Annotated in this window: 21 protein-coding genes; 12 read left to right on the forward strand and 9 right to left on the reverse strand. The window is 52.6% G+C overall.

Going from position 1 to position 19,816, the window contains the following annotated elements:
* Positions 1-79 precede the first annotated feature (79 nt).
* Both yidC and mnmE read left to right on the forward strand, forming a co-directional pair.
* Positions 80-1,768 carry a membrane protein insertase YidC gene (gene yidC, locus JI62_RS00225; protein ID WP_088698238.1) on the forward strand — a complete coding sequence of 563 codons (1,689 nt, stop codon included), beginning with the start codon at positions 80-82 and terminating at the stop codon, positions 1,766-1,768.
* Between the two features lie 122 nt (positions 1,769-1,890).
* Positions 1,891-3,261 (forward strand): tRNA uridine-5-carboxymethylaminomethyl(34) synthesis GTPase MnmE, encoded by a 1,371-nt coding sequence (gene mnmE / locus JI62_RS00230; RefSeq protein WP_088698239.1) that lies wholly within the window; start codon positions 1,891-1,893, stop codon positions 3,259-3,261.
* Positions 3,262-3,280: 19 nt separating this feature from the next.
* On the opposite strand, the gene JI62_RS00235 is transcribed toward mnmE, so the two are convergent.
* The 4 genes from JI62_RS00235 to rdgB all read right to left on the reverse strand — a co-directional run bounded on the left by JI62_RS00235 (position 3,281) and on the right by rdgB (position 6,720).
* Complete coding sequence (locus JI62_RS00235; protein ID WP_088698240.1) at positions 3,281-4,126, reverse strand: 23S rRNA (adenine(2030)-N(6))-methyltransferase RlmJ; 846 nt, start codon at positions 4,124-4,126, stop codon at positions 3,281-3,283.
* Positions 4,127-4,213: 87 nt separating this feature from the next.
* A complete protein-coding gene (locus JI62_RS00240; RefSeq protein ID WP_088698241.1) occupies positions 4,214-4,888 on the reverse strand; it encodes an OmpA family protein in 675 nt (224 codons plus the stop codon).
* 46 nt (positions 4,889-4,934) lie between these two features.
* Complete coding sequence (hemW, locus tag JI62_RS00245) at positions 4,935-6,119, reverse strand: radical SAM family heme chaperone HemW (RefSeq protein WP_088698242.1); 1,185 nt, start codon at positions 6,117-6,119, stop codon at positions 4,935-4,937.
* Positions 6,112-6,720 (reverse strand): RdgB/HAM1 family non-canonical purine NTP pyrophosphatase, encoded by a 609-nt coding sequence (gene rdgB, locus JI62_RS00250; protein WP_088698243.1) that lies wholly within the window; start codon positions 6,718-6,720, stop codon positions 6,112-6,114. Before rdgB ends, hemW begins: the two co-directional genes overlap by 8 nt.
* A gap of 283 nt (positions 6,721-7,003) precedes the next feature.
* On the opposite strand from rdgB, the gene JI62_RS00255 reads away from it, so the two are divergent.
* From JI62_RS00255 to JI62_RS00280, 6 genes are all read left to right on the forward strand, one after another.
* Entirely contained in the window at positions 7,004-7,696 is a 693-nt protein-coding gene (locus JI62_RS00255; protein ID WP_088698244.1) for a response regulator transcription factor, read from the forward strand.
* 24 nt (positions 7,697-7,720) lie between these two features.
* Positions 7,721-8,242: a CsgE family curli-type amyloid fiber assembly protein gene (locus JI62_RS00260; protein ID WP_170938444.1), complete on the forward strand. Its 522-nt coding sequence runs from the start codon at positions 7,721-7,723 to the stop codon at positions 8,240-8,242.
* On the forward strand, positions 8,242-8,670 hold the full coding sequence (locus JI62_RS00265) for a curli assembly protein CsgF (protein ID WP_088698245.1): 429 nt from the start codon (positions 8,242-8,244) through the stop codon (positions 8,668-8,670). Before JI62_RS00260 ends, JI62_RS00265 begins: the two co-directional genes overlap by 1 nt.
* A gap of 84 nt (positions 8,671-8,754) precedes the next feature.
* The gene (locus JI62_RS00270; RefSeq protein ID WP_088698246.1) at positions 8,755-9,585 is read left to right on the forward strand and encodes a CsgG/HfaB family protein; all 831 of its coding nucleotides are present in this window, start codon (positions 8,755-8,757) and stop codon (positions 9,583-9,585) included.
* 275 nt (positions 9,586-9,860) lie between these two features.
* Positions 9,861-10,361 carry a hypothetical protein gene (locus JI62_RS00275; RefSeq protein WP_088698247.1) on the forward strand — a complete coding sequence of 167 codons (501 nt, stop codon included), beginning with the start codon at positions 9,861-9,863 and terminating at the stop codon, positions 10,359-10,361.
* A gap of 57 nt (positions 10,362-10,418) precedes the next feature.
* Positions 10,419-11,324, forward strand: coding sequence for a curlin subunit CsgB (locus JI62_RS00280; RefSeq protein ID WP_240513083.1), 906 nt, complete (start codon positions 10,419-10,421; stop codon positions 11,322-11,324).
* A gap of 58 nt (positions 11,325-11,382) precedes the next feature.
* Here JI62_RS00280 and JI62_RS00285 read toward each other — a convergent pair whose 3' ends face one another.
* From JI62_RS00285 to JI62_RS00305, 5 genes are all read right to left on the reverse strand, one after another.
* On the reverse strand, positions 11,383-11,745 hold the full coding sequence (locus JI62_RS00285) for a hypothetical protein (protein ID WP_240513084.1): 363 nt from the start codon (positions 11,743-11,745) through the stop codon (positions 11,383-11,385).
* Between the two features lie 79 nt (positions 11,746-11,824).
* Positions 11,825-13,105 carry a glutamate-1-semialdehyde 2,1-aminomutase gene (gene hemL, locus JI62_RS00290; RefSeq protein WP_088698249.1) on the reverse strand — a complete coding sequence of 427 codons (1,281 nt, stop codon included), beginning with the start codon at positions 13,103-13,105 and terminating at the stop codon, positions 11,825-11,827.
* 36 nt (positions 13,106-13,141) lie between these two features.
* A complete protein-coding gene (thiD, locus tag JI62_RS00295; protein WP_088698250.1) occupies positions 13,142-13,951 on the reverse strand; it encodes a bifunctional hydroxymethylpyrimidine kinase/phosphomethylpyrimidine kinase in 810 nt (269 codons plus the stop codon).
* On the reverse strand, positions 13,951-14,382 hold the full coding sequence (hemJ, locus tag JI62_RS00300; protein ID WP_022521043.1) for a protoporphyrinogen oxidase HemJ: 432 nt from the start codon (positions 14,380-14,382) through the stop codon (positions 13,951-13,953). Before hemJ ends, thiD begins: the two co-directional genes overlap by 1 nt.
* An 88-nt stretch (positions 14,383-14,470) precedes the next feature.
* Positions 14,471-16,270, reverse strand: coding sequence for a chloride channel protein (locus JI62_RS00305; protein ID WP_088698251.1), 1,800 nt, complete (start codon positions 16,268-16,270; stop codon positions 14,471-14,473).
* Positions 16,271-16,425: 155 nt separating this feature from the next.
* Between JI62_RS00305 and argC the strand changes: the two genes are divergently transcribed.
* From argC to JI62_RS00325, 4 genes are all read left to right on the forward strand, one after another.
* The gene (gene argC, locus JI62_RS00310) at positions 16,426-17,460 is read left to right on the forward strand and encodes an N-acetyl-gamma-glutamyl-phosphate reductase (protein ID WP_088698252.1); all 1,035 of its coding nucleotides are present in this window, start codon (positions 16,426-16,428) and stop codon (positions 17,458-17,460) included.
* A 271-nt stretch (positions 17,461-17,731) separates the two neighbouring features.
* Positions 17,732-18,085: an iron-sulfur cluster insertion protein ErpA gene (gene erpA, locus JI62_RS00315; protein ID WP_088698253.1), complete on the forward strand. Its 354-nt coding sequence runs from the start codon at positions 17,732-17,734 to the stop codon at positions 18,083-18,085.
* Positions 18,086-18,244: 159 nt separating this feature from the next.
* Positions 18,245-19,021 (forward strand): transporter substrate-binding domain-containing protein, encoded by a 777-nt coding sequence (locus JI62_RS00320; protein WP_088698254.1) that lies wholly within the window; start codon positions 18,245-18,247, stop codon positions 19,019-19,021.
* Between the two features lie 119 nt (positions 19,022-19,140).
* A complete protein-coding gene (locus JI62_RS00325; RefSeq protein WP_088698255.1) occupies positions 19,141-19,812 on the forward strand; it encodes an amino acid ABC transporter permease in 672 nt (223 codons plus the stop codon).
* Positions 19,813-19,816: the final 4 nt, after the last annotated feature.

A 19,816-nucleotide genomic window follows, 5' to 3' on the forward strand; every position in this document is an offset into this window, starting at 1 on the left:
GGCAGGCTTTCGTGTGTCAAGAGTCGAGTAAATGACACTGCGCCATTAGCATGTTCACCACCCAGCGGGCAGAACCCTCATGGACGTAAAACGACTTTTATTACTGATTCCACTAGCCGTACTCGCCTACTTGCTAGTCGTCCAGTGGAATCAGGATTACGGGCAGCCGAATTACGATTCAGTGCCTGAAACGACGCAACGCAGCAATTCCACACCTCCTGGCAATGCTGAAGATGGAGAGGGCGGCTTAGCGGTGCCAAGCACGTCTTCACAGCAGAGTGCGGTAGGTGACGGTATTCCGGATACCGAAAGCGAGACATCCAGCCGCGACTTTATTGCCGTGACCACTGACGTCCTCGATGTGCGTATTGACCCACACGGCGGCGACATTGTTTATGCCGCGTTACCGCAGCACAAGCTCTCCCTCGATTCAGACCGTAACTACGTGCTGTTATCGGATAACAGCAGCCGTAGCTACGTGGCTCGTTCAGGTCTTCAGCTCGATGGCCAAGCTAGCCGTATCGCATTCACACCTGAAAACTCAGAGTATCGTTTAGGCGATAACGATGACGAACTCAGCGTTGATCTAACCGCTGACGTTAACGGCGTTGAGGTGATTAAACGTCTCACCTTTGAGCGCGGTAGCTATGCGGTCAGCGTCAATTACTACCTGGCCAATAACACCGATGCACCGGTGAGTGCGCGCTTTATTGGCCAATTGGCACGCGACAATAGCCCTGATCCCTCAAGCGGTGTCTCAATGGGGATGAACTCCTATTTGGGGGCAGCTTACTCAACGCCGGATGCGCGCTACGAGAAGATCGACTTCGAAGATATTCAAAGCCATAAATTTGAAAACCGCGAAGCACAAGGCGGTTGGATAGCCATCATCCAGCACTACTTTGTATCCGCATGGGCGCCGCAGCAGGATCAACAGAACCTTTACTACGTCACCACTGACTCCAGTAACCGTAACGTAGTGGCCTTTGCTGGCCCCACCAGCTCTATCGCAGCCGACAGTGAAGCGACGCTGGGCGCCACACTTTACATGGGGCCAAAGGTTCAGGATTACTTGGAGCAAGTCGCTCCCAACCTGCAATTAACCGTGGATTATGGCTGGCTGTGGTTTATTGCTAACCCGCTGTTTTGGCTATTGGATCACATCCACGACATTGTCGGTAACTGGGGTTGGTCAATTGTTCTGTTAACCGTACTGGTTAAAACGGTACTGTTCCCGCTCTCTGCCAAAGCTTACAAATCCATGGGTCGGATGCGTAAACTCGGCCCGGAAATGCAGCGCCTGAAAGAGATGTATGGCGACGACCGGCAAAAAATGTCGCAAGAGATGATGAAGTTCTACCAGAAGGAGAAGATCAATCCGCTGGGGGGCTGTCTACCTATTGTAATTCAAATGCCTGTATTCATCGCTCTCTACTGGATGCTGCTGGAGTCGGTTGAATTGCGGCATGCACCGTTTATCTTCTGGATTCAGGATCTATCGGTGAAGGATCCGTACTTCATTCTGCCGATTCTGATGGGCATTTCGATGTTCGTGCAGCAGATGCTGAACCCAACACCACCAGATCCAATGCAGGCGAAGATAATGAAGATGCTCCCTATCATCTTTACCTTCTTCTTCCTGTGGTTCCCGGCCGGTCTGGTCATCTACTGGGTGGTCAACAACATCATTTCGGTGGCGCAGCAGTACTACATTACGCGTAAAATCGAGAATGATCCGAGTATCGGTAAGGGCATGAAAACCAAATAGTCCGCCGTTTTAATTAACGCCTTCAGACCCCCGCCTCGAGCGGGGGTCTGGCGTTTTAAGACCGAAAAATTCACACTAGGTCGATCAATTTCGTTACCTGCCAATTTAAAAAGAGATTCACCATGGCCGAACGCCTCTATACACCTGACACCATTGCGGCGCTGGCAACCCCCCCTGGACGCGGTGGCGTGGGTATTATCCGCGTCTCTGGGCCTGCCTGCCGCGAAATCGCTCAGGCCATGGTTGGGCATTGCCCTGCCCCACGGTACGCCCACTACGGCCCCTTTCAAGGCACGGAGGGCAGCATTGATGAGGGTCTCGCCCTGTTCTTCAATGGTCCCCACTCGTTTACCGGCGAGGACGTGCTGGAACTCCAGGGACACGGCGGCCCGATTATTATGGATATGTTGCTGGAGCGCTGCGTGGCATTGGGGGCTCGCCTGGCCCGGCCAGGTGAGTTTTCAGAACGGGCGTTTTTGAACGATAAGCTCGACCTGGCCCAGGCAGAAGCCATCGCAGACCTTATCGATGCCACATCACGCTCAGCGGCAGAAAACGCCGTGCGCTCACTGCAGGGCGAGTTCTCAAAGCGTGTCTCTGCACTGGTGGAGCGATTGATAGAGCTACGCGTCTATGTGGAAGCGGCGATCGACTTCCCCGAAGAGGAGATCGACTTTCTTGCTGACGGCCATGTTGCCCAACATTTAAGCAGCGTCCAGCAAGCGCTGAGCGACGTTCGTCAGGCAGCAGGGCAAGGCGCCCTGCTCCGTGAAGGGATGAGCGTGGTTATCGCGGGAAGACCCAATGCGGGTAAGTCGAGTCTGCTTAATGCACTCACTGAGCAAGATACCGCCATTGTGACCGATATCGCAGGCACCACCCGGGATGTTCTCCGTGAGCATATTCATATCGACGGTATGCCGCTGCATATCATCGACACCGCTGGGCTGCGCGATACGCCCGATGCGGTTGAGAAAATTGGTGTCGCACGTGCCTGGGCCGAGATAGAGAAAGCTGACCGGGTACTACTACTCGTTGATGCCAGCACCACGGCTTCCACCGACCCTATGGCGATCTGGCCCGAGTTCGTCGCTCGTCTCCCTGATCAGCAGCGCTTGACACTCGTGCGCAATAAGATTGATACCAGCGCAGAACTCGCTGGTTTAGATTTATCCACAACGCCACCTACCGTGCGCTTATCCGCTAAAACGGGCGAGGGTGTGGATAACTTAAAAGCGCATTTAAAAGAGGTGATGGGCTATACCGTGACGACGGAAGGTCGCTTCTCCGCGCGACGGCGACATCTGGATGCCCTGGATAGAGCAATGACGGCGCTTACGACCGGACAGGCTCAACTAAGTGGCTACGGCGCTGGAGAGCTGCTGGCAGAAGATTTGCGTGATGCCCAACAGGCATTAGGCGAGATCACTGGCGAATTCAGCGCCGATGATCTCTTGGGCGAGATTTTCGGCAGTTTTTGTATTGGCAAATAGTGCCGTTTCGTTACAACAACTACTCCCCCACCCACCAGTCCGCCTGATAGCGACTTTTTGCACCGAATAGCGGGGTAATTTCCGTCATCGCCGCAGCCAGCCGTTCATCCAGCCCCCAGGGCGGATTAATCACCAGCATACCGCTACCGAACATGCCGCGGGCCTGCTCTCCTGGTTCGCGAAGCAGTAGCTCGCTGCGCCATATCTTGAGAATCCCACTCTCTTTGAGGCTGCTTAAAAGCGTGTGATGATGGCCTGCAGGCAACAGCGGGTACCAAATCAATACCACCCCATGGCGCGCTTTATTCAGCGTATAAGCCACTGCCTCGGCAACTTCCTGATACTCCACTTTACGCTCGTAGCTAGGATCAATAAGCACACACAAGCGTGGCGATGTGACAGGCAGCATCGCTGTTAGCCCCGTCAAACCGTCACCAAACACATGTTGTGCGTGTGGCGCTAACCCCTGGGCACTTAGCTGCTCATGCTCTCCGGGGTGCAGCTCAAACAGCCGCAGTTGATCCTGCTCGCGTAGAAAATAACTCAGCCACCACGGTGAGCCTGGATAGTGGGTCAGTGCCTCAGGCATGGATTGAGCGCTTGCTAGCGCTGCTTGCCATGCGTTAAGCAGCGCATCACCAAACCCAGCACGGGCTTGCCACACCGGCCATATGCCCTCGCGGTACTCCTGCAAGCGTTGCGTCTCCTGGGCGTTGAGCGGATAGAGTCCTCGACCCGCGTGAGTATCGACATATGTAATAGAAGTTTTTTTACGTAACAAATAATCCATCACCGCATAAAGCGTTAGATGTTTATGTACATCGGCAAAATTACCGGCATGGTAGGCATGTTGATAGGACAGCATGGTAGCTCGTAAACAGGTGAACGAAAAAAGCCCGCTATAGAAGCATAGCGGGCTTTGAGCGGCAATGTGCAGCTTTAAGAGGCTTACTTAGCCCTGGCCGTTACCAGTAGGCGTTAAGGTAATTTCTACCCGACGGTTTTGAGCACGGCCCTGCTCATTGTCGTTGCTAGCGACTGGCCGAGTAGCACCGTAACCAGAAGTATTCAGGCGCATGGATGAAACGCCGTTCTGAGACAAGTAGCTGGCCACGGCTTGGGCACGACGCTCAGATAGACGCTGGTTATAGCTCGCATCACCGGTACTGTCAGTGTGGCCAGCGATACTAACGCGGGTATCCTGATACTGGGAAAGTACATTAGCCACTTCATTGAGTGAACCACGCGCTTCACTAGTCAACTCAGCAGAGTCAAAGCCAAAGGTAACGCCGCTAGGCATATTGAGCACGATATCGTCGCCTCTGCGATCAATCTCTATGCGTGACCCTTGCAGATTTTCACGCAGTTGCTGCTCTTGGCGATCCATGTAGACACCAATACCGGCGCCCGCCGCCGCACCCACAGCCGCACCAATTAACGCACGGTCACGGCGGCTGGTACTACCATCGCCAGAAAGTGCCCCAGCAGCGGCACCAACGGCGGCACCAATCCCGGTACCCATCGCGGTGCTAGAGCGCTGCGTTTGGCCACCGTAAGGATCCGATGTAGCACAACCGGCCAGTAGAATAGCAGCCGCCAACGGTGTCAGTAGTCTAGAAATTCGCATCACTCACTCCTTGTTATGTTCGAGACATCTTTATATTCATCGCTAATCAATCATCACTGATCAAGGCTAGCAACTCATTCAAGAATAATAGACCTTGAGGCGATGCACGCAGCTTTTCAGGCATTTGCATCAAAAGTCCTTTTTTCTCGGCGGATTGTAAACGCGCCAGTAACATAGCATTTGGCTGCCCAGTGTTAGCTCTCCATGTCTCAAGTGACACCCCATCGGTGAGCCGTAAAGCGTTCATGGCAAACTCTAACGGCAGCTCATCCGCTTTTATAAGCTGCTTACCGGCTATAAAGCCACGCAGGTCACCCGTGCGCTTTAAATATGCGTCCGGCTGGCGAGTTTTCCAGCGCCGCTCAATGTACCACTCCCCATTTGGGTCAATACGGCTAAGCTTGCCATGGGCACCAGCACCAATCCCGAGGTAATCACCAAACTGCCAGTAATTAAGGTTATGGCGGCTCTGATGATCAGCGGCTGCGTAAGCCGAAATCTCGTAACGCTTGAAACCCGCCTGCTCCAAAAGCTGATGTCCCGTGTCCTGAATATCCCAAAGCGCCTCTTCCTCGGGAAGCACCGGAGGGTGAGAGTGAAAAGCCGTATTTGGCTCAAGGGTCAATTGATACCAAGAGAGATGCTCAGGTGCCAATGCCAGCGCTTGGTTAATATCATCCATCGCCAATTGAGGCGTTTGGTCGGGCAAACCGTGCATCAGATCAATATTAATGTTGCTAAAACCTGCTTGGCGAGCCTGTGTCACCGCAGTAATCGCTTCATCACCGCTATGAATTCGCCCCAGTGAATGCAGTTGATCGGGCTGAAAACTTTGAATACCCAGCGAGAGGCGATTAATCCCTGCTTTCCGGTAACCAATGAAACGCTCTTGCTCAGTGGTGCCTGGATTTGCCTCTAAGGTAATCTCTATACCATTGGCGAAGGGCAAACGGGCGTTGATCGCTTTTAATAATTGGTCATAAAAAGCGGGCGACAGCAGGCTGGGTGTCCCTCCGCCGATAAAGATAGTCTGAATTTCCCGCCCAGCCGCGAGGACTAGATCGTTATCCAGGTCTTGTAACAACGCATCAAGATAAGCCGCTTCAGGTAAATCCCGAGGCGTAAAACCATGCGTCCCCGGCTCATGAGAATTGAAATCACAGTACGGGCATTTACGGACACACCACGGCGTATGGATATAGAGAGATAGCGGCGGCAGCTTATCAGCCATGCGCCACCTTCAGCAGCTCAACCAAGCCTTGCAGCGCACGACCACGATGACTAAGGCGATTTTTACTTTCGCTGGGCAGTTCGGCAACACTCATCCCCTGATCAGGTAACCAAAAAAGCGGATCATAGCCGAACCCCTCCTTCCCTCGGGGATGAGCAAGAATCTCGCCTTCCCAACTGCGCTGCACAATGACCGGCACTGGATCTTTCGGGTGACGCAAATAAACCAGCACGCACCAGTAACGACCGCTTCTCTGCCCTTCCGCATAGTCACTTAACGCGGTTAACAACGTTTGATTATTTTTCTCATCGCTCCTGGGCTCACCGCCATACCGGGCGGAATAGATACCGGGGGCGCCGTTCAGTGCGTCCACTTCCAGCCCCGAATCGTCAGCTAATGCCGGCAATCCACTAACGCGGCTCGCTTCACGTGCTTTTAACAGGGCATTTTCGACGAAGGTTAGGCCCGTCTCTTCCACCTCGGTAACACCAAAGTCTGCCTGGGGGCGAACATCGAAGCCCAAAGGTGAAAGTAATTGATTGAATTCTTTTAATTTTCCTGAATTTCCACTGGCTAGAACAAGGGTATTGGCGGCGGTCATGTATAGCACTCCTGACAGTAGAGAGTCAGTTTACGCGCTCATTCAGCGTATCAAAAGCCAGCAAAGTGTTACTCAACGTATCCAAGGCGAATTACTTCAATATATACTAATAAAACAAGTTAGCTTTTGTTTTAAAAGGAATTAAAACGAATGAAAGAAAATATTACGACTCACTCTGAAATATTTTTACCATATTTTTAATAACAAAACTTTACGAAACGTATCTTATAGTCAACAATTCAGAAGCTCCCTGCTCACTCTTTCTCTCCACGAGGGCTCCCCAATGTCGCAGGAAAAGTCTACCGGAACGGTGTATGTCGTGACCGAAAAAAGTCCTCAAGTACAGCTATTCGCTGAGTACTTGAACAAGCACACCGGATGTCAAATCAGTATTCACTCTCCCCACTCGGCGTTACCTATTTCCGCCACAGGTAACATGCTGATTCTTATCGACAGTGATCATATAGGGGTTGATACGCTGCCCGAGTGGCAAGATAAGTTACCTGATGCACTGACTAAAACACCTCTAGCCGCCTTCAACATTCACGATATGGATCACGCCTTGGAAGCACTATCGTGCGCTCAGCTAAAAGGTGTGTTTTATCGTAACGAAAGTCTTGAGGTCATCTGCAAAGGCATTCACGCACTATTGGAAGGGGAACTGTGGATGTCGCGCGACTTAATGGCGCGTTTGATCCTGTTCTATCGCAAATACCAAAGTAATGCTTTCCGCCCGGCCTGCGGACTCACTAACCGAGAAATGGAAATTATTTCGCTGCTTAGCGCAGGCTCATCCAATCAACAAATTGCTGAAAAGCTATTTGTAAGCGAACACACCGTTAAGTCACATCTATACAACATTTTTCGCAAGATTAACGTTCACAACCGTATTCAAGCGCTCAATTGGATTCATCAAAACTTGGGGCCAATTTTGCCCAATATAGAAACCGCACGCAGCCTTCAGCGACATCGGTAACGCTAGCGGGTAGAGGTAACTGCTATGTCATTAATAAACCGTTTAAGCATGGGGTTTTTAACCATGGCTGTATGGATTATGTCATCTTCAGCATTAGCCAACGAACCGGCTGATCCTGCCGAGGCATTCCCCGCCAACGAACAAGAAGCGATTGACGCTATTAATCAGCTCTCTAGCCCAGACGGGCCTGAAGTTCGGGGTAACGCCAACGGTGGAAGTGAGCTAACCGGCGTCATGGTCGACCGAACAATCACCATGGCAGGTAAAACCTTTTATCGCGCCTTTAGCCAGCGGGCAATGGATAACCTGATTATCGGCAATGCCACTATCACTATCAATGAGCGCCCTGATGCGCGCTGGGGTAGCCAAATATGGGTGATGGAAGGCAATCGTATGTATTTCCGTACACAGCTCTCCCCTAGGATCAATGAAGCCGATCGTGCCGCAGGGGAAGCCGTGCAAACCGTCGAAGAAGCGCTGCTACGTCAACAGCTAGCCTCTGCGCTTACCTCTGACAAAGACCTGGGAAAAGAGGAGCTACGTTAATGAAAAACATACTCAAAATAACAGCTGGCAGTGCTCTGGCAACTATCATCCTGGCAACTACGCTGCCCCAAAACGCAAACGCAGGAGAACTGATTTATACACCCATCAATCCCTCCTTTGGCGGTGACCCCTTCATGGGTAGCTATTTACTGGGTAAAGCGCAGTCCCAGGATACAAACACCGACCCTAATGCCAGGGGTATCGAGTCACTCTCAGCGACCGAACGGCTTATTCAAAGTCTTGAGAGTCGCTTGATATCACAATTAATCAGTGATGTTGGGGCAGGTAATGTGGGTGAAGGATCGTTCGATAGTGGAGATTTTAGCGTTGTGGTACGTGATGAAGGCGGGCAGCTAATAGTAAGAGTGATCGATAAAGTCACCGGTGATGTTACCAATATTAGCGTGGGCGGTTTATTTAACCCTTGATCTATTACCTGCTTTTTATACGAAAAAAACTAACGGGACTATCAATCAGCCTACTTACGGTTGCGCGTCATTCAGGGGAACATTATGAAAATTATCGCTTCGCTACTCATGGTTGGTTTGCTCAGCGGCTGTGCTGGTATGGTCGCGACATCTGAAAATTTAGAAGGGGCACAAGCAACGCTCACGCCCCGGGGGGCAACCTATCAAGACTTGGTCTCTTTACCCCCTCCAGCGGGGCGAATATTCGTTTCAGTTTATGACTTCCGTGACCAAACAGGTCAGTACCGACCCGCCCCCGCCAGCACGTTTTCAACCGCTGTAACACAAGGTGCGGCGGCAATGCTGACTGGAGCACTAGCAGACTCCGGCTGGTTTATACCGCTTGAACGAGTAGGGTTACAGAACTTACTTACCGAAAGACGCATTATTCGCGCGGAGTTCGAGCGCTTCGGTCAGCCAGATACATTGCCATCACTCCGTGCTGCCTCTGTGATGCTCGAAGGCGGCATTATCGCCTACGAGTCAAACGTGCGCACCGGTGGTGCAGGCGCTGAGTATTTTGGTATTGGCGCCTCGGGGCAATACCAAGTTGACCAGGTAACGGTCAATTTACGCGCGGTTGAAATATCGACCGGTGAAGTATTGGCTAACGTCACCACGACAAAAACCATCTATTCAAAAGAAATGCGGGCGGGCGTTTATCGTTTTATCGACTTTCGGCGTTTGTTAGAAGCCGAAGTGGGACTGACCACCAACGAACCAGTACAACTTGCCGTTATGTCTGCGATTGAATCAGCAGTTATACATTTAGTCGCGAGAGGGGTAGAGAATAACCTTTGGAATTTGGGTAATAATATTAATTTGCAAGATACCATTCTAGCGGACTATCTTGACGCCCCCGTGCCTATACTGTAATCACCACAATTTTACTGGGGTTGTTTTCGTTAAAGAAAAAATAAAATCATTAACTATCGAAAATTAAACAAAATTAACGGTCAGGCTAATAGCCTGACCGTTTTTGTAAGCAAAAAAGTTAAAATCGAGATTAGAAAACTCATCATTTACTTATTAATAAACACGAGAATTTGCACAACATAAATAAGAAAACGTCTGATAGCGAAAATTTCGAATTGATTCAAACTGAACAATAGAAATACAAACTGATACAAAATGTTTCAAAGGGAAATATGATGAAACTGAAGCACACCACTACCAAGCGAGCTCTGTTGATGACAACAGTCTTGACGGCAACTCTTTCAGTTTCCTTAACAATCAATGCCGACAACAGCCGGGTCGAACAATTTTCCAAGCAAACCGCTGCTCAAAGCAGTCAGGGTAATTACAGCATTATTGCGCAAATTGGTAACAATAATCGCACCATAGTTTCGCAATCTGGTAGTTATCAAGCAGGGAATTTTTCCAGTATTTATCAACTAGGCAACTACAACACCGCAGCAGTCAATCAAGCAGGCGGTAATAACGTTAGTAATATCTCACAAATCGGTAGAAATCATAACGTGAATATTACCCAGTCAGGAGGCACATCAAGAGAGCTAAATTCTTCTGTGCGCCAACTTGGCAATCGTAGTGACATACAGATTTCACAATCGGGGAGTGGCTACCGTGGCATTAGTGTTGAACAACAAGCGTTTTCAAGCAATGCACGCCCAGTCACCGTCGAAACCTACTGAGCAACAAAGGTTGTCTCAGTAATAACTAAAGCAAGCATGACATAATGGGGAAACACCATGAAAACTCAAATCACCACTCTCGCTGCCGCTGTTGCCTTTGCTATGAGCACCGCTGCTTCCGCACAGTACGTTGGTAGTGACTCTTCTATCTACCAAACCGGTAACGGCAACGTTAACAGTGTTACCCAGTGGGGAACGCAAAAATCTCGAATTTATCAACAAGGAGATAGCAACAGCGCCACGGTAACTCAAGACGACGAAGTAGGAGTTGCAACTTATGCTCCTGGCCAGAATGACTCAAATATTGAGCAAACGGCTAATGGTAACGAAGCCATTGTCGACCAACTAGGAGCTTATAACGTTTCTGGTATTTACCAAACAAGTAGTAACAATTATGCCAACGTTAGCCAAGACGGCAAAGGTAATGATTCATACATTAAACAGGGCTGGGGACCAGCCAACGAAGCCGATGTAACCCAGACTGGCTGGTATAACGACTCAGTAGTTGAACAAAGCGGTTCTTTGAATACTGCTAGCGTTGCTCAAGATGGGTTTAAAAATAACTCTTGGGTGGATCAGAGTGGAACCAACCATGAAGCAAACGTGGAGCAAACAGGAACACGTAACGAGTCAGGTATTCAACAATCTGGCTTTTTTGGCGGCTTCAACAACCAGGCCAGTGTTAAACAGAGCGGCGACTACAATGAGTCGTGGATAGAGCAGTATGGTGTCTCCAACGTCGACTCTGTTGTTCAGAATGGTGATTATCTAGATAGCACCATTCTTACCTCCGGTCTCAGCAACAGCAGCACTGTAGATCAGTCAGGCATGTATAGCGACTCTTATATCAAGACTGTTGGTGCCTACAATACTAATGAAGTTACTCAAGTCGGCTTAAACCATAACTCGACTATCTACACATTTGGCAACGGTAACATGAACACTGTGCACCAAGGCCAATAATCACATAGATCATCACCATCTATGAATTAGCCGCCCCTCATCAGGGCGGCTTTATTTGTTAGCGAATTGATACTGTCAATGTCCCCCCTGCCCCCTGAGTCGATGAACGCGACCGGTTACTGCCTTTTTGAATATCCACTTCCAGCCGCTCATCGTCACTTAACAGCTTTACCGTGCCTTCAAGCTCCGTGCCAGTGAAGGTGTACTCAGCAGGTACTGTCCCGCTCTCTTCAACGTGCTCGGTGGTTTCGCCTTCGTGGGTAATGCGCCAGTGGGCGGAAAACTCGGCGCCTGGCGAACCGCTCATGGTGATATGAATTTGGGTCATGTCCTGCTCCTGAGGCGACTGAGCAGCCAGCGGGAAGCAAACCAGCAGCCCCGCTGCGCAGATCATGTATCGCCAAGCCGTTGGTCGTGTCATGAGTGTAACTCTCATATAAGCCAAGAGCCGCTCAAGTTGAGCGGCTCTTACAGTATAGCGGGCTTTAAGTTACTTGCCGTTACATTACTGCGAAGGCTTTTTCTGCAGCATCCAGGGTGAACTGAATGTCTTCCGGCGTATGAGCGCTGGACATAAAACCTGCTTCGTAAGCCGATGGCGCCAAGTAAACACCGTGATCGAGCATCGCACCAAAGAAGCGGCGGAAGGCATCCGGGTTACAGGCGGTGGCTTGGGCAAAGTTATCCACACGACTTTGCGAGGTGAAGAAGAGGCCGAACATACCGCCGGCCGACTGCGTCATCATCGGCACCCGTGCCGCATTGGCTCGCTCCTGAAGGCCCGTACACAGCGTGTTAACCCGCTGGGAGAGCGCATCGTGGAAGCCCGGCACCTGAAGTTTGGTTAACAGTGCCACACCTGCGGCCATCGCCAACGGGTTACCCGACAACGTGCCCGCTTGGTAAACCGGCCCCAGGGGGGAGATATTTTGCATTATCTCGCGCTTGCCACCAAAGGCGCCCACTGGCATGCCACCACCGACAATTTTTCCCAAGCAGGTTAGGTCGGGCACTATGCCGTAGTGGGCCTGGGCGCCGCCCAATGCCACTCGAAAACCGGTCATCACTTCGTCAAAAATAAGCACGCTGCCGTACTCGTTACATACCCGGCGCAGCGTTTCCAAAAAGCCCGGCTGGGGTGGGATACAGTTCATATTGCCGGCAACGGGTTCAACGATAATGCAGGCAATTTGATCGCCAATCTCGCTAAAACACGCTTCTACACCTTCTGGGTCGTTAAACGACAGGGTAATAGTGTGTTCAGCCAGCGAGGCGGGCACACCCGGCGAGCTAGGCTCACCGTGGGTGAGTGCGCCGGATCCCGCTTTTACCAGCAGTGAATCGGAGTGGCCGTGGTAATTGCCTTCAAATTTAACGATCTTATCGCGGCCGGTGGTGCCGCGTGCCAGGCGTATCGCCGACATGGTGGCTTCGGTACCCGAGCTGGTCATACGCACCATATCCATGGAGGGGATCATCTCGCAGATCAAATCTGCCATGGTGGTTTCAACCGCGGTAGGGGTACCAAAGGAGAGGCCGTTATCCAATCGTGCCCGAACCGCAGCCAATACGTCTTGATCGGCATGCCCGGTGATCATGGGCCCCCAGGAGCCGACATAGTCCACGTAGCGATTACCTTCGACGTCAAACAGAAAGGCGCCTTGGGCACGCTCCATAAAGACCGGCGGGCGGTGTAACCCTTTAAACGCCCGCACGGGCGAGTTTACCCCACCCGGTATATGGCGACTGGCAAGATCGAACAGTTCAGCTGATGTAGTCATGGCATCCTCTCGGTCGATGGCGTACAGAAGATAGGATTAAAAACGGACAGCCCGTGAAAAACGATGTGGCAAACATTGCCCGCTGGGCGGCTGAAAGCCTTGAGACAGGCTTTGCCAAGTAAAGTGCTGCGCCTGTTCACAAGCAGTTGGTAAGCGCTCACCAACTGCTAGGCGAGCGGCAATGGCCGATGCCAGCGTGCAGCCAGAACCATGGAAGATGTCGGGCAAACGTGGCCACTGCCACTGGCGTGTGGTATCGGGCGAGTGCAAGGTATGCACCACCTGCTGGTCATTGCCGGGCAACGGCTCATCCGTGGCAGTGACCAGAATGGCTTGGCACCCTTGTGACATTAGTACCACCGCACGGGCCGTATCATCGAAAGGGGTCATTATGTCGGGCGTAAGCTGGGCCAGCTCAGCACGATTGGGGGTTAAGATATCCACAAGCGGTAGCAAGCGATCAATAAACAATTGACGCAAAGCAGGTGTGGATAACTCAGTCCCACCACCGGCCTTAAAGACCGGATCGGCCACTACGGGAATGCCTGGAAAACGGCGAATGATTTGCTCCGCTGCGCGCAGGGTATCTTCGTCAGCGAGTAGACCAATCTTTATCGCCGCGACCTGCATCTCACTAATTGCCTCGGCCATTTGGCGCATCGCGGCCGGCTCAGCAGGAATCACGCGGGTCACATTGTGGCAATTTTGTACCGTCAGCGCAGTGGGAATCGTTACCGCCCAACCACCACAGGCCGCAATGGCTTCACTGTCAGCAATTAACCCTGCGCCACCAGTCGGGTCATGCCCGGCGAGTACCAACACCACGGGAGGAAGCGGTTGGCGCATCAAAAGGGCTTCACAACGGCAAGCAGAATAATTGCCACGAGCGCGATCACCGGCGCTTCGTTAAACCAGCGGAAAAACACATGGCCTTTGGTACAGCGATCCTGGGCAAACTGCTTCAAATAGATCAAACAAACGTGATGATAGGCGATAAGTAGAACCACTAGTGCCAGCTTGGCGTGCATCCAGCCCTGGCTAAACCATTCGGGCACCAGGTAGAGCATCCAGCCACCAAAAATGAGTACCGCAATCATCGACGGCGTCATAATGCCACGGTAAAGCTTACGCTCCATGGTTTTGAAATAGCTAATGGCCTGTTCATCGCCGTTATCCCGCGCGGTGGCGTGATACACATACAGGCGGGGTAAATAGAACAGCGCAGCGAACCACGTTACTACGGCCATTAAGTGAATAGCCTTTACCCATAGGTACATTGTCGCTCCTTAAAGAGATGAATCCTTCTCGCGTACGTCTAGGAATTTAAAATCAGGTCTTTAAAATAATGCCTTGAAAATTATCGTTTTACGCATCGGTGCCACGGGAATCGACGCCGCGTGGATCAGTGTAGTGGTAATAACGCTCGATGGCGCCACGGGTGATAATACCTGAAATACGCCGCTGCTTTGGGCGATAGCCATGAACTACGTAGAGCGCTCCCAGCGCGTCATCCTGCAGTTTTAGAAACGCTTCGGAAAGCGTCGCCTGTAAACCAATCGGCGCCAGCTCCAAACGCTGCCCAGGGATTTCGAGTAAATCAATTAGCTCATCCGCAGGCGGTTCCTCCCCCTGTAGCGCCTCATCGTGTTCAAGCAGCCAGCGCGCCAACTCAGCAGCTTTGAGCGCCAGCACCGGTTTTTGTTCGCTCGAACGCTCAATCACCAGCCATACAGGGTTAGTTTCGAGTAGCTGCCGGGCCTTTTCAGGGGTGATCATTCGTTCGGTGCGCACCAGTTGGCGCTCCATCACCGCTGGCACCGAGACCCGTGAGAGTGCCTGCATCAACGGCTGCTGAAGTGGATGGAGTCCATAGCGCACCGTGCTAATAAAAAAGCCTTCGCAACCGGTCAATTGCCGCGAGGTTAAACACGCCACCACCACCGCCAACATGCCAGGAAGCATAATACTCGGCGTATGGGTTAACTCCAAAAGTGCCATAAGCGCGGCCAGGGGTGCCTGTAGCACCGCCCCCATCATCGCAGCCATGCCTAGCATCGCGTAAATGCCCGGATCAGCGGCTTTATCTGGCCAAAGCCAGCCACCCAACAAACCAAACAGCGCGCCTGTGGCAGCGCCTATCACCAGCACAGGGCCAATAATACCGATAGGCACACCGCCTGCGACGGTTAACGCCGTAATCAGCAGCTTGATGATCATCAGCGCCAGCAGCACTTTAATTTCCAACTGATTATTGAGCGCTGCCGCTACGCTGTCATAGCCAATGCCTTGAACCTGGGGGAACCACCAAGCCACCACCCCCGTCGCCACACCTACCAAGCCCAGCCGTATCCAGAGTGGCCACTGTATAATCCGCTGACTGCGAGAAATATGAATAAACAAGCCTGCGAGTAGGCCAATCACAAGCCCCGTCACGACAATCCACGGCAAATTGATCAATGAGCCTAGTGCTATCTCAGGGATACGGAAGGCGGGCTCGTTGCCATAAGCCAACTGCGCCACCAGCGCCCCCATGGTGGAGGCCAATATCACCGGCATAAAGCTCATCAAGGTGTACTCCATCATCACCACTTCCATAGCGAAGATGACACCCGCAATGGGGGTATTAAAGGAAGCGGAGATGGCGGCTGCAGTCCCGCATGCAACCAGCACCCTAAGGCTGTTATTAGGCAGGCGCATCTGCTGGCCAAGCCCGCTGGCCGCCGCGGCCCCCAAGTGAATCGCCGGCCCCTCACGGCCAGCAGAGAGGCCACCCAGGACGGATATGACACCGACCCACCACTGGTTGAGCCAGTTGCGCAGGGGAAAACGGCCTTGGTGGTAGGTAAGCCGCTCGATCACATGGCCAACACCCAGCTTACGCGCCGCCGGTTTTTGCCTGTACAGCAACACTCCCACTAGCGTTACTGCCAGCATGGGCAACAGCGCGCGCAGCCACGGCGCCATGCTTTCAAACGCTTCTGGGTCACCATCGGTCATGTAGAGCGCGGCGCCCGCTTCCAAAAGCAGCCGAAACGCTACCATCACAGCGCCGGTAATAACGCCTGAGACCAGCCCCAGCACACATAGCTGTGGAAGGGCGTCGACGTTGGCCAGCTGGCGACGAAAACTCTCTAAGGTAAAATCCGACAGGGAAAAACGCGCCACAGCGACCTTCCTGATGATGAGTTCTAGTGTTCTTATCTCTCTACTCTCTTGTGTATCATAGACTGCTAAGCTTCGACAGCACGCAGCAATCCGCTTAGGCTGTATAACTGAAGCGAATGTGAAAACCGTTCTGCGTAACCCGCAAGGAGTGATTTGTGATTAAGGTCGGCATTGTTGGCGGTACCGGGTATACCGGCGTTGAGTTACTGCGGCTACTCGCCCAGCACCCCCAGGTCAACGTCGCCATGATTACCTCGCGCTCGGAAACCGGCGTCAAGGTGTGCGATATGTACCCCAACCTGCGCGGCCACTACGACACCTTGGCGTTTAGCGAGCCGGACGCCAAACAGCTGGGCGCCATGGATGCAGTATTTTTTGCCACACCCCATGGCGTTGCCCACGCCCTAGCCGGGGAGCTACTCGAAAACGGCACTCGGGTGATTGATCTATCGGCCGATTTCCGGCTGCGCGATGCTGACGAGTGGAGCCGCTGGTACGGCCAGGCCCACGGTGCCCCGGAACTGTTGCAAGAGGCAGTATACGGGCTGCCGGAAATGCACCGGAAGAAAATCAAAACCGCACGCTTGATTGCGGTACCCGGCTGCTATCCCACCGCCGTTCAGTTGGGCTACCTACCGCTTCTGGAAGCCGGACTAATCGATCCAAACCAACTGATTGCTGACTGTAAATCCGGCGTCACCGGGGCAGGCCGTGGCGCTAAAGTAGGTTCACTGCTCGCTGAAGCCAGCGAGTCCATGAAAGCTTACGGCGCCTCGGGCCACCGGCATCTGCCGGAAATTAGCCAGGGCCTTCGAGATATCCAGCAATCCGCGGTTGGCTTGACCTTTGTGCCCCACTTAACGCCGATGATCCGCGGTATCCACGCCACACTTTATGGCCAGCTAACCGCTGACCCCGGTGATCTGCAGGCACTCTTTGAGCAGCGCTATGCCAATGAACCCTTTGTCGATGTGATGCCTGCGGGAAGCCATCCTGAAACGCGCAGTGTCAAAGGTATCAACACCTGCCGCTTGGCAGTGCACCGCCCGGGCAATGGCAACACCGTCGTCGTGCTATCGGTGATTGATAACCTGGTCAAAGGCGCCTCCGGGCAAGCGATTCAAAACCTCAACCTGATGTTCGGCTTTGATGAGAACACCGGCCTCACCGCCCCCGCGCTGATGCCTTGAACAAAACACCAGCATTCAGAGAATACCTCAAAGGGGTTCTTTACCAAGGCAGTTAACGTGATGCGAGGGCAGGTTGGAGCGAGGGTCTTTCGACATGGATGTCGAAAGTAGCGCCCAGGGATGGGTTCACAGCGCCCTCGCGGAAACCTGCCCTCGCCAGCTAAGATTCACCTAACTAATTCCCAGCAATAGTTGACCAATTTGCTGGGAATTACCCATAATCACCCCCCAATGCCGATTTATTCGTTCTTAAAGCTCGCGGGAGGTACCCATGAGCGGTGCAGAAGCCTTTGTTCCTACTCCACTACTGCTCTCTGATAGCGCACGCAAACGTATTAATGCGCTGATTGCTGAAGAGAATAACCCATCCCTTAAACTGCGGGTCTACGTGACCGGTGGCGGCTGTTCCGGTTTTCAGTACGGTTTCGACTTTGCTGATAACGTCGCCGACGATGACACCGTTATTGAGTTCGGTAACGCTGCCCTAGTGGTTGACCCCCTCTCCTACCAATATTTGGTAGGCTCCACCGTCGACTACGAAGAGGGCCTGGCGGGCGCGCGTTTTCGCATTCAAAACCCTAATGCCACCACCACTTGCGGCTGCGGCGCCTCCTTTATGGTCTAAACAGCGTTGGCTCACAGCACGCCCCGTGACTTGACGCCCTGACGGTTTCTCGCCAAGGTTTATAGGTCAACAATGGCTTAAAAAGCGGTTTATAAAGAACATCAAACGGTGTAAACCGCTTTGCAACCCGCAAAAGCCACACAAAGCACGGGGAAACTTATGAAAGTAGCACTACCTCTCAGCCTAACCAAAACAACGCTGGCGCTCGCACTGGGATTGGGCAGCGCCACTGCCGCCATGGCCCAAACGCCATCGGTGAACGTGGCCACTGACCCAAGCTTTGTACCCTTTGAAATGATGGATCAAGAGACCGGCGAAATGGTCGGTTTCGATATGGATATCATCAACGAAGTTGCCGAACGGGCAGGTTTTGAAGTCAACCTCACCACCATGGAATTCTCGGGCATTATTCCCGCCGTGCAAACCGGCAGCCAGGAGATCGCCATTGCCGGTACTACCATCACCGAAGAGCGTGCGGAAGTCGTCGACTTTTCTGACCCCTATTACGACTCGGGTTTGAGAATTATCGTGCGTGCGGATAATGACGATGTTGAGACCCTGGAAGACCTAGAAGGCCTTAGCGTCGCCACTAAGATCGGCTCCACTAGCTACGACTTCCTTCAGCAAGAACTAGGCGATGATGCTGAGATCACTCCCTACCCCGCCACCGCCGATATGTACATGGCGCTGTTAGGACGTAACGTCGACGCCGTGCTCTATGACGCACCTAACGTCGCCTACTTCTCGCAGACCCGTGGTGAAGGCCGTACCAAGGTCGTTGGCCCGCTTTACGAAGGCCAACAGTACGGTATTGTTTTCCACAAAGGCAGCGAGTGGGTAGAGCCCACCAACGAAGCGCTCGCAGCGATGAAGGAAGACGGTACTTACGACGAGATCTACACCAAGTGGTTTGGTGAAGCCCCCAGCGAAGAGTGAGCGTAAAAGCTCAGTAATAGCGTAACGCCATTACAGGGCCGGGTGGCCAAAACCCCCGGCCCTGCTGCGTTGATCATGTGTTTTTTGCCAACTGCTTTTTTTGTTTCAGGAGTCTACGCGTGGACGTCAATTTTCAGTTTGATTGGTCGGCGGCGTTTGGGTCTATCCCTTACCTGCTGCCGGGTATTCCCTGGACGCTACTTATCTCATTTGGCGGCTTGGCCATTGGTTTTTTTATCGGCATCTTCTTTGGGCTGTTACGCATTAGCCGTCTGCGCTGGCTACGCTGGCCGGCCATCATTTATGTCGAAGTGTTCCGCGGCACGCCAATTCTGGTGCAAGTGCTGTTTATTTTTTACGGCTTACCACAGCTGCTGGGTGGGCCAATCAACGCCCTGGTCGCAGGTATTGCCGCCATTGCGGTGAACTCCGGTGCCTATATCTCGGAAATTGTCCGCGGCGGTGTCCAGTCGATCGAACGCGGCCAAGGTGAAGCTTCGCTCTCCCTTGGGCTCTCCCGGAGCCAGGCGTTTCGCTATGTGATCTGGCCCCAGGCGTTTCGACGCATGATTCCTCCCCTGGGTAACCAGGGCATCATCAGCATCAAAGACACCTCACTGTTTTCAGTGATTGGCGTCGGTGAACTGGTGCGTCAGGGACAAATCTACATCGCCACCACCTTCACCGCCCTTGAGGTCTACTTTATGGTCGCCCTGATGTATCTGGCGATCACCTGGACGCTCTCCATCATCCTGCGCCAACTTGAGCGCAGAGGCCTGGCCGGACAATAAGGAC

The sequence above is a fragment of the Halomonas campaniensis genome (assembly GCF_002211105.1).
Taxonomy (GTDB): Bacteria; Pseudomonadota; Gammaproteobacteria; order Pseudomonadales; family Halomonadaceae; genus Vreelandella; species Vreelandella campaniensis_A.

Coding starts and splice junctions, on each gene's coding strand:
- yidC (WP_088698238.1), top strand. CDS start 80: ATGGACGTAAAACGACTTTTATTACTGATTCCACTAGCCGTACTCGCC.
- mnmE (WP_088698239.1), top strand. CDS start 1,891: ATGGCCGAACGCCTCTATACACCTGACACCATTGCGGCGCTGGCAACC.
- JI62_RS00235 (WP_088698240.1), bottom strand. CDS start 4,126: ATGCTGTCCTATCAACATGCCTACCATGCCGGTAATTTTGCCGATGTA.
- JI62_RS00240 (WP_088698241.1), bottom strand. CDS start 4,888: ATGCGAATTTCTAGACTACTGACACCGTTGGCGGCTGCTATTCTACTG.
- hemW (WP_088698242.1), bottom strand. CDS start 6,119: ATGGCTGATAAGCTGCCGCCGCTATCTCTCTATATCCATACGCCGTGG.
- rdgB (WP_088698243.1), bottom strand. CDS start 6,720: ATGACCGCCGCCAATACCCTTGTTCTAGCCAGTGGAAATTCAGGAAAA.
- JI62_RS00255 (WP_088698244.1), top strand. CDS start 7,004: ATGTCGCAGGAAAAGTCTACCGGAACGGTGTATGTCGTGACCGAAAAA.
- JI62_RS00260 (WP_170938444.1), top strand. CDS start 7,721: ATGTCATTAATAAACCGTTTAAGCATGGGGTTTTTAACCATGGCTGTA.
- JI62_RS00265 (WP_088698245.1), top strand. CDS start 8,242: ATGAAAAACATACTCAAAATAACAGCTGGCAGTGCTCTGGCAACTATC.
- JI62_RS00270 (WP_088698246.1), top strand. CDS start 8,755: ATGAAAATTATCGCTTCGCTACTCATGGTTGGTTTGCTCAGCGGCTGT.
- JI62_RS00275 (WP_088698247.1), top strand. CDS start 9,861: ATGAAACTGAAGCACACCACTACCAAGCGAGCTCTGTTGATGACAACA.
- JI62_RS00280 (WP_240513083.1), top strand. CDS start 10,419: ATGAAAACTCAAATCACCACTCTCGCTGCCGCTGTTGCCTTTGCTATG.
- JI62_RS00285 (WP_240513084.1), bottom strand. CDS start 11,745: ATGACACGACCAACGGCTTGGCGATACATGATCTGCGCAGCGGGGCTG.
- hemL (WP_088698249.1), bottom strand. CDS start 13,105: ATGACTACATCAGCTGAACTGTTCGATCTTGCCAGTCGCCATATACCG.
- thiD (WP_088698250.1), bottom strand. CDS start 13,951: ATGCGCCAACCGCTTCCTCCCGTGGTGTTGGTACTCGCCGGGCATGAC.
- hemJ (WP_022521043.1), bottom strand. CDS start 14,382: ATGTACCTATGGGTAAAGGCTATTCACTTAATGGCCGTAGTAACGTGG.
- erpA (WP_088698253.1), top strand. CDS start 17,732: ATGAGCGGTGCAGAAGCCTTTGTTCCTACTCCACTACTGCTCTCTGAT.
- JI62_RS00320 (WP_088698254.1), top strand. CDS start 18,245: ATGAAAGTAGCACTACCTCTCAGCCTAACCAAAACAACGCTGGCGCTC.